Annotated in this window: 11 protein-coding genes; 5 read left to right on the top strand and 6 right to left on the bottom strand. The window is 73.8% G+C overall.

From position 1 onward, the window contains the following. Positions 1 to 24: 24 nt before the first annotated feature. The 3 genes from GD748_RS10530 (at position 25) to GD748_RS10520 (ending at position 3590) form a co-directional block, all read left to right on the top strand. Complete coding sequence (locus GD748_RS10530) at positions 25 to 1782, top strand: sensor histidine kinase (protein ID WP_152195660.1); 1758 nt, start codon at positions 25 to 27, stop codon at positions 1780 to 1782. Continuing rightward, positions 1770 to 2417, top strand: a complete 648-nt coding sequence (locus tag GD748_RS10525) for a response regulator (RefSeq protein ID WP_152195179.1) — start codon at positions 1770 to 1772, stop codon at positions 2415 to 2417. Before GD748_RS10530 ends, GD748_RS10525 begins: the two co-directional genes overlap by 13 nt. Before the next feature lie 339 nt (positions 2418 to 2756). Then, positions 2757 to 3590 (top strand): mycofactocin-coupled SDR family oxidoreductase, encoded by an 834-nt coding sequence (locus tag GD748_RS10520; protein WP_152195178.1) that lies wholly within the window; start codon positions 2757 to 2759, stop codon positions 3588 to 3590. 43 nt (positions 3591 to 3633) lie between these two features. On the opposite strand, the gene GD748_RS10515 is transcribed toward GD748_RS10520, so the two are convergent. Genes GD748_RS10515 through GD748_RS10500 form a run of 4 tightly spaced genes read right to left on the bottom strand, consistent with a single transcriptional unit; the run spans position 3634 to position 9295 of the window. Beyond that, complete coding sequence (locus tag GD748_RS10515; RefSeq protein WP_152195177.1) at positions 3634 to 4806, bottom strand: NAD(P)H-dependent flavin oxidoreductase; 1173 nt, start codon at positions 4804 to 4806, stop codon at positions 3634 to 3636. Positions 4807 to 4830: 24 nt separating this feature from the next. Next, positions 4831 to 5772, bottom strand: a complete 942-nt coding sequence (locus GD748_RS10510; protein WP_152195176.1) for a hydroxymethylglutaryl-CoA lyase — start codon at positions 5770 to 5772, stop codon at positions 4831 to 4833. Continuing rightward, the gene (locus GD748_RS10505; protein ID WP_152195175.1) at positions 5772 to 7715 is read right to left on the bottom strand and encodes an acetyl/propionyl/methylcrotonyl-CoA carboxylase subunit alpha; all 1944 of its coding nucleotides are present in this window, start codon (positions 7713 to 7715) and stop codon (positions 5772 to 5774) included. The genes GD748_RS10510 and GD748_RS10505 overlap by 1 nt, the downstream gene beginning before the upstream one ends. Before the next feature lie 5 nt (positions 7716 to 7720). Continuing rightward, positions 7721 to 9295 (bottom strand): carboxyl transferase domain-containing protein, encoded by a 1575-nt coding sequence (locus GD748_RS10500; RefSeq protein WP_152195174.1) that lies wholly within the window; start codon positions 9293 to 9295, stop codon positions 7721 to 7723. Positions 9296 to 9364: 69 nt separating this feature from the next. Here GD748_RS10500 and GD748_RS10495 point away from each other — a divergent pair, with 69 nt between their 5' ends. After that, a complete protein-coding gene (locus tag GD748_RS10495) occupies positions 9365 to 9982 on the top strand; it encodes an SACE_7040 family transcriptional regulator (protein WP_152195173.1) in 618 nt (205 codons plus the stop codon). A 57-nt stretch (positions 9983 to 10039) separates the two neighbouring features. Further along, entirely contained in the window at positions 10040 to 11311 is a 1272-nt protein-coding gene (locus GD748_RS10490) for a glycosyltransferase (protein WP_152195172.1), read from the top strand. Positions 11312 to 11345: 34 nt separating this feature from the next. Here GD748_RS10490 and GD748_RS10485 read toward each other — a convergent pair whose 3' ends face one another. Both GD748_RS10485 and GD748_RS10480 read right to left on the bottom strand, forming a co-directional pair. Next, positions 11346 to 12137 carry an enoyl-CoA hydratase-related protein gene (locus tag GD748_RS10485; RefSeq protein ID WP_226921169.1) on the bottom strand — a complete coding sequence of 264 codons (792 nt, stop codon included), beginning with the start codon at positions 12135 to 12137 and terminating at the stop codon, positions 11346 to 11348. Positions 12138 to 12142: 5 nt separating this feature from the next. Continuing rightward, a complete protein-coding gene (locus GD748_RS10480; RefSeq protein WP_152195171.1) occupies positions 12143 to 12538 on the bottom strand; it encodes a VOC family protein in 396 nt (131 codons plus the stop codon). Positions 12539 to 12671: the final 133 nt, after the last annotated feature.

The raw sequence follows: 12671 nt of genomic DNA, 5'->3' as shown, positions 1-12671 counted from the left end.
TGCCGCACCGTGCCAGGCTCAAGCATGGCCGGCTCGCCGGTGACTCCCACCGCGGCCCGTTCGACGCACCGCGCACTGGTGCTGCTCGTTGCGGCCGTGGCGCTGGCCGCCGCCCTCGAGCTCGCGCTGGGACTCGGTCCGGCCGAGCTGCCGTGGGAGACGAGCCTGTTCGTGCTCGTCGCCGGCATCTACCTCGGGGCCGGGATCCTGGCCTGGTGGTGGCGGCCCAGCAACCAGCTCGGCGCGATCATGGTGGTCGGTTGCCTCTCCGTGCTGAACGCCGGTCTCGCGCTCACCGCGCTCCCGGTGCTGGTCGCCGCCGGCACCGTGGGCGCCACCGTGATCCTGGCGGTGATGGTGCACCTGCTGCACGCCTTCCCGTCCGGACGGATCCGGAGCCGTGTCTCGCGCTGGACGGTGATCGCCGGCTACACCGTCTCCCTGGTGCTGCAGGCGCCGCAGTACCTGTTCGCGCCGGCGCCTCCGCCCTACCACCTGCTGGCAGTCGCCGACCGCCCGGCGCTCGCCGCCGCCGGCACTGTCGTCCAGGCGGCAGTTGGCGCCGTCGTCATGGTGGTCACCACAGTGATCCTGGTGCACCGGCTGCGCGGCGCCGACCTGCCGCGCAGACGGGTTCTCGCGCCGCTCTACACCTACGGCGTTGTGGCGGTGCTGTTCATCCCCGTCAGCGCCAACCTGGTCCGGCCGGTGCTCGGCCTCTCGCCGGAAGCGGTCGGCGCGACGCAGCTCGCCGTCATCGGCGGCGTGCCGCTGGCGTTCTGCCTCGGTCTGCTCCGCGGCGGGTTCGCTCGCACCGGTGAGGTCGAGGAGCTCGGCGCGTGGCTCGGCGGCACCGGTACGGCGCGCACCACGCTCACCGAGGCACTCGCCCGCACGCTCGGCGACCCGACCCTGCTGGTGGCCTTCTGGGTCCCCGACGAGCAGAGGTACGTCGACGCCGATGGTCACCCGGTCCGCCTGCCGCTTGTCGGCGGGGAGCGGGCGGCCGTCGAGGTACGCGTGGAGCAGCGCCGCGTGGGTGCGATCATCTACGACGCCACTCTCCTCGCCGATCCCGAGCCGGTCCGCGCGGCCGGCCGGGTGGTCGCCCTGGCCGTGGACAGAGAGCGGCTCACCGCCCAGCTGCGCTCGAGCGAGCGTGCGCTGCGGGAGTCGCGCGAGCGGCTGGTCGAGGCCGGTGACCGGGAGCGTCGCCAGATCGCGCAGGACCTGCACGACGGCGTCCAGGCCCAGCTGGTCGTGCTGGCGCTGGACGCCCAGCGCATCGCCGCCGACCCGGCCGCGACGCCGTCGACCGTCGAGGCGGCCACCAGGCTGCGGACGGGCATCGACGACGCCGCCGGCGAGGTGCGCCGGTTCGTGCACGGGGTGATGCCCGCGCCGCTGCTCGAGCGAGGTCTGTCGGCCGCCACCGAGGACCTGGTCGACCGGCTCCCGCTGCCCACCCACCTCGAGCTGGACGTCACCGAACGGACGGTGCCCCCCGCGGTCGAGAGCACCGCCTACTTCATCCTCACCGAGGCCCTCGCCAACGCCGTCAGGCACGCCAGGGCCAACCAGCTGTGGGTCCGCCTCGCGGTGAACGACGGCCGGCTCGAGGTCGAGGTCGGCGACGACGGCGTCGGGGGTGCGCACCCCGGCCACGGGCTGGGTCTGCGCGGCCTGGCCGACCGGGTGGACGTGCTGGGCGGCGAGCTCCGGCTCGACAGCCCGCCGGGGCGGGGCACCCGGCTGTCGGCGGAGCTGCCGTGCGCGTCGTGATCGGCGAGGACGAGACCCTGCTGCGCCAGGGCCTGCAGCTCGTCCTCGACCACGCCGGCCACGACGTCGTGGCGGCGGCCGAGGACGCCGCCGGGCTGCTGGCGCTGACCGACGAGCACCGCCCGGACCTGGTCGTCACCGACATCCGGATGCCCCCGCGCTACGCCGACGAGGGCCTGGTGGCGGCCATGTCGATCCAGCGCACGCATCCCGAGACCGCGATCGTCGTGCTGTCCCAGTACGTGCAGCGCCGCTACGTCACCGAGCTGCTCGCGGCGCGCCCCGCAGGGATCGGCTACCTCCTCAAGCAGCGCATCGCCGACATCGACACCTTCTGCGCGGACCTGGAACGCGTGCGCGCCGGCGGAACCGTGCTCGACCCCGAGGTCGTCGCCCTCCTGGTGGCCCGGGCACGCCGCGACGACACCGACGTCCAGCGCCTCACCGCCCGACAGCGCGAGGTGCTGGAGCTGATGGCGCAGGGACGCAGCAACTCCTGGATCGCCCGCCACCTCACCCTCTCCGAGAAGGCGGTGGTGCAGCACACCTCGCACATCTACGACGCCCTCGGGCTGCCGCCGAGCGACGACGACCACCGGCGCGTCCTGGCCGTCCTCCACCACCTCACCCGGTGAGGTGTCGCCGATCCCGGCCCACCGGGGGGCAAGGTGACCGGCGGGCCGCCGGTGAAGGCGACCACGGGCCGCCCTCACCGGATCTCGCGGCTACGGCTGGGGACGGTCGTCCCGCGGTGCCGCCGGCGTCACCTGCCCCTCACCGGGCCGGGGCGGGAACGGCTGAGCGTCCACCGGTGTACCGGCGGTCGGACAGGCCCCCTGCTCCGCCGGTCGACGAGCTCACGGGCGTCGATCGTGCGATTACGGATTAGTTCCGCCCGTTATGACGTTTGACCTGAACACAGTGTTCACGACCGCGGGCAGTCGGGCCCGCGCAACGGGAAAGAGGTACCGAGAATGGCACGACTCGACGGCAAGGTCGCCTTCATCACGGGCGCCGCACGAGGCATGGGGCGGGCGCACGCCGTCCGCCTGGCCCAGGAAGGCGCCGACATCATCGCGGTCGACCTGGCACGGGACGAGCCGAGCATCGACTACCGGCAGGGCACGCCAGAGGACCTGGCCGAGACGGTCGCGCTCGTGGAGGCAGAGGGACGCCGGATCGTGGCGAGGACCGCCGACGTGCGGGACCAGGCGGCTCTCGAGACAGCCGTGGCCGACGGCGTCGCGGAGCTCGGCGGCATCGACGTCCTCGTCTCCAACGCGGGCATCTCGAACCAGACGCCCGCCCTGGACCTGACCGACCAGCAGTGGCAGGACATCCTCTCCGTCAACCTCGTCGGTGCCTGGCACGCGGTCAAGGCCGTCGTGCCGGGGATGATCGAGCGAGGGCGGGGCGGCTCGGTCGTCATCATCAGCTCGACCGCCGGGCTCATCGGTGCCCCGAACCAGGCGCACTACACCGCGTCCAAGCACGGCCTCCAGGGGCTGATGGGGACGCTCGCGAACGAGCTCGGGCAGCACAGTATCCGGGTCAACACGGTCAACCCGGGCATGGTCAACACCGAGATGGCCATGAACGAGCGCCTCCTCAAGGCCTACATCCCCGACGTCGAGAACCCCACCCCCGACGACGTCGCCCGGGTGTTCGGCGGTCTTGCCCTGCTGCCGACGGCGTGGGTGGAGCCGGAGGACGTGAGCAACGCGGTGCTGTGGCTGGCGTCGGAGGAGTCGCGGTTCGTCACCGGCATCTCGGTGCCCGTGGACGCGGGCCTGCTCGCGAAGTTCTAGCCCGGCGGGCCGGCAGCGCAGACGGACCCCTGACCCCGTTCGGTCAGGGGTCCGCCCGTCCCGGGACCGGTTGCCCGGGGGCGACGAGGGTGGTCAGCTCCCGCAGGCGGAGCTCGCAGCCCTCGACGATGTCGCGGACGATCTCGGCGGTCGGGCGCAGCTGGCGGAAGCTCCCCACGACCTGCCCGACGAAGAAGGACTCGAGCTCCTGCGCGGCCGGGTCACCACGACCGGCCGCGACGTCGATACGCTCCCAGGCCTCGCGCACGAGCATGGGCTGCAGCGGCAGCGGCAGCGTCGCGGGCGCCCCGGGAGCGTCCCACTCGTCGATCCAGGCACTGCGCAGCTGCCGGGCGGCCTTGCCGGTGCGGGTGGTGGAGATGACGGTGTCGGAGCTGCCGGCGGCGAGGAGCTTGCTCTTGATCGCGTCGCTCGCCAGGTCCTCGACGCTGGAGAGCCACACCGACCCGGCCCACCCGCCCGCGGCACCCAGCGCGAGCGCGGCCGCGAGCTGGCGGCCCGTGGCGATGCCGCCGGCCGCCAGCACCGGCACCGGCCCGGCGATCTCGGCGACCTCCGGGGTGAGCACCATGGTGGCGACGCTGCCGGTGTGCCCGCCGCCCTCGGTGCCCTGCGCGACGAGAAGGTCCACCCCGGCGGCGAGCTGACGCTCGGCGTGCGACCGCTTGCCCACGAGTGCCGCGACCGGCACCCCGTGGGCACGTGCCCGCTCGAGCATCGCGGGGGGCGGGGTACCGAGCGCGCTGGCGACCAGCGCGGGCCGGTGCGAGAACGTGACGTCGAGCAGGCCCGTCACGAGCCGTTCGTCCGTGTTGGTCTCGAGGCTCGCGTCGATCCGGCCGGTGCGGTCCAGGACGTCGCCCTCGGACAGCGGCGGGATGCCGTACTTGGTCATGAGGCCCTCGACGAACCGCCAGTGCTCCCGGGGGATCTGCTCGCGCAGGCCGGCGACGAGCTCCTCCGTGGCGGTGTGCGTCACGGCGGCCGGGACGAGCAGGTCGACGCCGTAGGGCCGGCCCTGCAGCTGTTCCTCGATCCAGCCCAGCTGTGCGTCGAGCTCCTCCGGCGTGTACATCGTCGCTCCGAGCACCCCGAGACCACCGGCGCGCGAGACCTCGACGACGACCGCCGGTGAGCGGTTGAACCCGGCGAGCGGATGGTCGACGCCGACCAAGTCGGTGAAGGCGGTGCGCATCTGGTCTCCTCCTGTGCGGGGTGGCTACGACGGTGACGGCTGGTGGGCGAGCGCCCGGACGGCGCGCGAGGGGCTGGGGCGGCCGAGGTGGGCCGCGAGCCACGTGCTGGTGGCGACCAGGGCGGGCAGGTCGACGCCCGTGTCGATGCCGAGCCCGTGCAAGAACCACACCAGGTCCTCGGTGGCGAGGTTCCCGGAGGCGCTGCGGGCGAACGGGCATCCGCCGAGCCCACCCGCTGCGGCGTCGACGGTGGTGATGCCGCGCTGCAGCGCGGCGAGGGTGTTGGCCAGCGCCTGGCCGTAGGTGTCGTGGAAGTGCACAGCGAGCCGCTCGACGCCGAGGCCGACCTCCGCCAGCGCGTCGAGCAGCGCCTGCACGTGCCCGGCGGTGGCGACGCCGATGGTGTCGCCGAGGGAGAGCTCGGTGCAGCCGAGCGCCATGAGGCGGGCGGCGACGTCGGCGACCCGCTCGGGCGGGACCTCGCCCTCCCAGGGGTCGCCGAAGCACATCGACAGATAGGCACGCACCGGCACCCCGTGCTCACGTGCGGTCGCCACCACCGGGGCGAACATCGTGAGGGACTCCTCGACGCTGCGGCCGAGGTTGCGCTGCGCGAACGACTCGGTCGCCGAGCCGAACACGGCGATCTCCTCCACGCCGGCGGCGAGCGCCCGGTCGAGGCCACGCACGTTCGGCACGAGGACGGGGTAGCGCACGCCCGGCGAGCGCGCGAGACCCGCCCAGAGCTCTTCCGCGTCGGCGAGCTGGGGCACCAGGTCTGGGCGGACGAAGCTGGTGACCTCCACGGTGCGCAGCCCGGCACCGACGAGCCGGGTGACCAGCTCCGCCTTGACTGCGACCGGCACGACGGCGGCCTCGTTCTGCAGCCCGTCACGCGGGCCCACCTCGTAGATGCGGACCCGCTCGGGCAGTCCAGGCATCGGCACCGTCGTGGGAGCGAGCATCAGGCCTCCTCCCGCGCGGCGATGCCGAAGAGCGGCTGGCCGAGGGCCACCTGGTCGCCGGCACTGACCTGCACGGTCTCGACGACGCCGTCGTGCGGGGCGGTCAGGGCGGTCTCCATCTTCATCGCCTCGAGCACCCCGAGGACGTCGCCGGCGCTGACAGGTTGACCCGGCCGCACGCCGACGTCGCGGACGAGCCCGGGCATCGGTGCGGTCACCAGCCCGTCCGAGACGACCGCATGATCGGCACCCAGCCGGTCGGGGACGGTGAAGGTGTACGACTCCCCGTGGTGCGCGACGACGGCCCCCGCGCCGCCGGTACGGATCACGAACCGGTGCACCATCGCGTCGATCTCCAGGGCCGTCTCCCCCGGCCGGGAGGCGGTCTCGCGGAGCGTCCATGCCTTCTCGCCGACCCGGATCACGCCGTCCAGATGCACGTGCGCGGTGTGCCGCTCGCCCGCGTGCTCGAGCGCGACGACGACCGGTGCCGGCGGGCCGCCGAGCCGCCAGCCGTCAACGGTTCCGAACGGATGGTCCGGCTGGTCGGTGCCGGCCCGGGCGAGCGCGAACGCCGCGGCCAGCAGCGGCAGCTCGGCCGGTGGCGGCGGGAACGCGCCGGGTGTGCGGTCGAGCCAGGCGGTGTCGATCGTGGCGTCGCGGTACTCGGCCGAGTCGACGAGCCGGCGCAGGAACCCGGTGTTGGTCGTCAGGCCGAGGACGGCGGTGTCGTCGAGGGCGGCGACCATGGCCGCGCGGGCGGCCTCACGGGTGGGGCCGTGCGTGATGATCTTGGCGAGCAGCGGGTCGTACCAGGTGCCCACCGTCTGGCCGTCCTCGAGCGCCGCGTCGACCCGGGCGCGGGTGGGCCAGCGCACCGTGACGGCGGTACCTGCCTGGGGCAGGAAGCCCTGGGCCGGATCCTCGGCATAGACGCGCGCCTCGATCGCGTGACCGGAGACCCGCACGTCCGCCTGGGTGATCGGCAGCGGATCGCCCTGCGCGACCGCCAGCTGCAGCGCGACGAGGTCGAGCCCGGTGACGGCCTCGGTCACCGGGTGCTCGACCTGGAGGCGGGTGTTCATCTCGAGGAGCCACGCCTCCTCCCCTGCCACGAGGAACTCCACGGTGCCGGCGCCGACGTAGCCGACCTCGCGCGCGAGACGGACCGCACCGTCGGTGACGAGTGCGCGCACCGCCGGGCTGATCGCGCGGGCGGGTGCCTCCTCGACGACCTTCTGGTGGCGGCGCTGGACCGAGCAGTCGCGCTCGTGCAGGTGCACGACGGAGCCGTGGGTGTCGGCGAGGACCTGGACCTCGATGTGCCGGCCGCGCTCGACGTAGCGCTCGACGAGCAGGGTGTCGTCACCGAAGGCGGCGGCGGACTCGCGCCGGGCGGCGGCGAGCGCGGCGGGCAGGGCGGACTCCTCGCGGACCACGCGCATGCCCTTCCCGCCACCGCCGGCGGCGGCCTTGACGAGCACCGGGAGGCCGATCTCGGCCGTCGCCGCCGCGGCGAGCGTGGCGTCGTCGGCGCCCTCGACGGCGGGCACGACGGGGACGCCGGCGGCGAGCGCGATCCGCCGGGCGGCGTCCTTGCGCCCCATGGTCTCCACGACGGCGGACGGCGGGCCGACGAAGACCAGTCCGGCGTCCTCGCACGCCCGGGCGAACGCGGCGTTCTCCGAGAGGAACCCGTACCCGGGGTGGACCGCCTCCGCGCCGGTGCGGCGGGCGGCGTCGAGGATCGCGCGGACGGAGAGGTAGGACTCCTCGGCCGGGGCGGGACCGAGCCGGGCCGCGACGTCGGCGGCGCGCACGTGCGGTGCGTCGCGGTCGGCGTCGGAGTAGACGGCGACGGTGCGCAGCCCGGCACCGCGGGCGGCCCGGATGATCCGCAGGGCGATCTCGCCGCGGTTGGCTACCAGGAGGGTGGTGAACACTGCCGTCACATCCGGAACAGAGCCGGCACCGGCTCGGGCACGGGGGCGTTGGCGGCTGCGGCCAGTGCGAGGCCGAGCACGCGGCGGGTGTCGACCGGGTCGATGACGCCGTCGTCCCACAGGCGCGCGGTGGAGTAGTAGGGCGAGCCCTGCCGCTCGTACTGCTCGCGGATCGGGTTCTTGAAGGCCTCCTCGTCCTCGGCGGACCACGTCCCGCCGTCGGCCTCGATGCCGTCGCGACGCACGGTGGCCAGCACGGCGGCGGCCTGCTCGCCCCCCATGACGGAGATGCGGGCGTTGGGCCACATCCACAGGAACCGGGGGTCGTAGGCGCGGCCGGCCATGCCGTAGTTCCCGGCGCCGAAGGAACCACCAATAACGACCGTGAGCTTCGGGACGACGGCGGTCGAGACGGCGGTGACCAGTTTGGCGCCGTCCCTGGCGATGCCTGCGTTCTCGTAGTCGCGGCCGACCATGAACCCGGAGATGTTCTGCAGGAACACCAGGGGCACCCCGCGCTGGTCGCACAGCTCGACGAAGTGCGCCCCCTTGAGGGCCGACTCGCTGAAGAGGACCCCGTTGTTGGCCACGATGCCGACCGGGTACCCCCACAGGCGCGCGAAGCCGCAGACGAGGGTCTCGCCGTAGAGGGCCTTGAACTCGTGGAAGCGCGAGGCGTCGACGATGCGGCGGATGACGTCGTGGACGTCGTAGCCGGTGCGTGGGTCGGTGGGCACGACGTCGTAGAGACCCGCCGGGTCCTCGTGCGGCTCCTCGGACGGTTCCTGGCGGAGCGACGGCTCGGTCCGTCGTTCGAGGGTGCCGACCACTCCGCGGAGGATGGCCAGCGCATGGGCGTCGTCGTCGGCCAGATGGTCGACGACGCCGGAGCGGCGCGCGTGCACCTCCCCGCCGCCGAGCTCCTCGGCGCTGACGACCTCGCCGGTGGCGGCCTTCACCAGGGGCGGGCCGCCGAGGAAGATCGTGCCCTGGTTGCGCACGATGACCGACTCGTCCGACATGGCCGGGACGTAGGCGCCGCCGGCTGTGCACGAGCCCATGACCGCGGCGAGCTGGGGGATGCCGCGGGCGGAGAGGGTCGCCTGGTTGAAGAAGATGCGGCCGAAGTGGTCGCGGTCGGGGAAGACCTCGTCCTGCAGTGGCAGGTAGGCGCCGCCGGAGTCGACGAGGTACAGGCAGGGCAGCCGGTTGGCGAGGGCGATCTCCTGGGCGCGCAGGTGCTTCTTGACGGTGACCGGGTAGTAGGTGCCGCCCTTGACGGTGGCGTCGTTGGCGACGACGACGCACTCCCGGCCGGCGACCCGCCCGACCCCGGTGACGATCCCGGCGGCGGGGACGGCGTCGTCGTACATGCCGGTGGCCGCGAGCGGTGACAGCTCGAGGAACGGTGATCCGGGGTCCAGCAGCCGGTCCACACGGTCACGCACGAGGAGCTTGCCCCGGCCGAGGTGCTTCGCGCGCGCCTTCTCGCTGCCGCCGCGGCGCGCGACGGCGAGGCGGTCCCGCAGCTCGTGCGCCAGGCCCGCCAGACCGCCCTCGCCCGTGCCGGGCTGTGCCATCGGCGCTCCCTCCGCGGTGAGGTTCGGCTGCGGTTAACGATCGTTAACTCGGCGAGTACCATCGTGCCCGTGCCAGCACGGGACGGCAAGCCCCCGCGGCGCGAGCAGATCCTCGCCGCCGCGGCGGACCTGTTCGCCCGGGCCGGGTTCGGCGGCGTGTCGGTCGGTGACATCGGCTCCGCCGTCGGGATCTCCGGCCCCGGCCTGTACCGGCACTTCGCGAGCAAGGAGGCGATCCTGGCCGAGCTGCTCGTCGGCATCTCGGAGGAGCTGCTGCGCGAGGGCACGGCGCGGGTTTCGGCCGCCGCCGACCCCGACGAGGCGCTGGCCGCCCTCGTCGACTGGCACGTGAGCTTCGCCCTCGACCACCCGGCCCTCATCACGATCCAGTCTCGCGACCTCGACCGGCTCGCCGAGCCCGCGCGACGACGGGTCCGCCGCCTCCAGCACGACTACGTGGAGACGTGGGTCGACGTCGTGCGCCGCCGCTCCCCCGCGCTCGGCGCCGAGCGGGCGCGCGCCGCGGCCCACGCGACGTTCGGGCTGATCAACTCCACCCCCCACAGCGCCCGGCTCGACCGGACCCAGATGCGGGGGCTGCTGACCTCGATGGCGCTCGCCTCGCTCCGCACTCTGGACGGCGAGGTCGGCGCCGTCGCACCGGACGGCCGGCGGCTGCGGGGCTGAGAGGGGCCCTGCCGGCCCTCACATGCCCAGCCGCCGGGCCGGTGGGCATCATGGACCATGGCCTCGATCATGATGACGGCGATGCCGTTCGCCGGGCACGCCCGCCCGATCCGCAGCGTCGCGGCCGAGCTCGTCCGGCGCGGGCACGACGTGCGGGTGTACACGGGGCGGTCGTACCTCGAGATGTTCGAGGAGGTGGGTGCCCGGGGCGTGCCCTGGCAGGTGGCGCCGGACTTCGACGAGCGGGACTACGCCGCCACGTTCCCGCGCATGCAGGAGCGAAAGGGCTTCCGGCAGGTGCTGGTGAACCTGCAGGACCTGTTCCTCGGCACCGCACCGGCGCAGCGCACCGACCTCGACGCCGCCTACGAGAAGCAACCGTGGGACCTGATCGCCGGGGACCCCATGGCCCTGGGCACCCGGTTCGTGGCCGAGCAGCGGGACTCGCGCTGGGCGTCCGTGTCCCCGATCGCGGTGTGGTTGCCCGGGAGGGGCATCCCGCCGACGGGGCTCGGCCTCACCCCGGGGCGCGGGGTGCTGGGCAAGGTACGGGACGGGGCGCTCGGCGCCGCCTCCGGTGTCGGCACCGCGGTGCTGACACGCGCGTACCAGCGCACCCGTCGGCAGGTCGGGCTGTCGACCGACCGGGAGACCTTCGCGACGATGTGGTACTCCCCGCAGCTCGTCGTCGCGGCGGGTTCGCCGGGCCTGGACTATCCCCGCAACGACCTGCCGGGGCACATCCGGTTCGTCGGGGACCTCACCGACGACGGTGCGGCGGCGCCACCCGCCGAGCTGCCCGAGTGGTGGCAGGAGGTGGCGGATGCGACCGTGCCGATCGTTCACGTGACGCAGGGCACTGCGAACGTGGACCCGCGGGACCTGATCATGCCCACCCTGGAGGCCCTGGCCCAGGAAGACGTGCTGGTCGTGGTCGGCCTCGGTCACCGTACGGAGCCGCCGGGACAGCTGCCTGCGAACGCCCGCGCCGCGGCGATGGTGCCGTACCCGGAGCTGCTTCCGCGCACGTCCGTGATGATCACGAACGGTGGCTACGGCGGGGTGCTGCAGGCATTGCGGCACGACATCCCGCTGGTCGTCGCCGGCGGCGACCTCGACAAGCCCGAGATCGCCGCTCGCATCGGGTGGCACGGCGCCGGTGTCAACCTGCGCACAGGGACGCCGCGCGCAGCCGCGATCGCCGACGCCTACCGCAGGATCGCCGCCGACCCGGGGTACCGGGCGACCGCGGCACGGCTCGGTGCCGAGCTGCGCTCCCTCGGCGGCGCCAGGACGGCGGCGGACCTCCTGGAGGCCCACCTGCCCTGATCGGGGCCAGTGCGCGCGACACCTTCGTGCAGTACTACCGGGTGGGGCGTGCGGTCCACACCGGCGCTCGCTTCTCGGCGAACGCCTCGAGCCCCTCCTGCCCCTCCGCGGAGGAGAAGTGGGCTGCGGACAGGCGGCCGAGGACGTCGAGCTCGGCGGCGAGCTCCTCGCTCGGCTCGGCGAGGACCGCCTTGGTGGCCGCGAGAGCACGGGGCGCGCCGTGGAGCAGCATGGTGACCCACCGATCGACCTCGTCGTCGAGCCGGGTGATCGGCACGGCGGCATCGACGAGCCCGAGCGCCGCGGCTCGCTCGGCGTCGAACGCCTCCCCGGAGAGGAAGAGGGCACGCATCGGCTGAGCCGGCATCCGCCGGCGCAGCGGGACCGAGATGACCGCGGGCACGAGCCCGAGCCGGACCTCGGGGAAGGCGAACGTCACGTCGTCGGCCGCGACGACGATGTCGCAGGCGGCCATGAGTCCGGTGCCGCCTGCCCGCGCCGCGCCGGCGATCCGGGCCAGCACCGGCTTCGGGCAGCTCATGACGGCCAGCAGCAGGCCCGGAAGGTCGGCGACGCCCTGGTCGACCGGCGACGCCCCGCGCGACTCCTTGAGATCTGCCCCGGCGCAGAACGCGGGCCCCGTGTGCGTGAGGACGACGACGCGCACCGCCTCGTCCGCCGTCGCCGCGGCGAGGTGCTCGCCCAGCTGACGACGCACGACGGCGGAGAGCGCGTTGCGGTTGGCCGGCGAGTCCAGGGTGATGGTGGCGACGCCGCCGTCGACCACGTACGTGACGACCGGCACGGCGCCCGCTCCGTCGGTCACGACGTTCAGGCCGCCGCGGTGTCGGGCTGGTGGATGCCGATGGTGTTGCCCTCGGTGTCGAGGTAGTAGCCCTGCCACGCCATGCCCGGGAGGGCGTACTTGGGCAGGGCGACCTGACCGCCGGCGTCGAGGATCTTCTGCTCGGTGGCGTCGTAGTCCTCGACCTGCATCGTGCACACGAACGCGTTCGTGCCCTGCTCGGGCGCGGGCGCCGCGACGGGGCGCGGGAGCAGCCCACCGTCGATGCCGAGCTCCTCCTTGGGGCCGGTGACGACGCCCCAGTACGGCGAGCCGGTGAACTGGGTGTAGTCCTCGAACGTCCACCCGAACGCCGCGGCGTAGAAGGCCTTGGCGCGCTCGACGTCGTCGGCCTGGATCTCGAAGTGCACCACACGGGACATGCTTCGCTCCTCACCGGCGAGCCTGCGCCCGCCGCGGTCGGTGGATCGGTCACCGGTATCCGACCACCAACGCGTCCGCGAGGCAACAGTCCTCGAGACGACGACGGCCCGGACCGCGGGGACGTTCCGAGAC

Source organism: Georgenia subflava (genome assembly GCF_009193155.1).
GTDB lineage: Bacteria > Actinomycetota > Actinomycetes > Actinomycetales > Actinomycetaceae > Georgenia > Georgenia subflava.
This window is presented reverse-complemented; position numbering and strand designations above follow the sequence as displayed.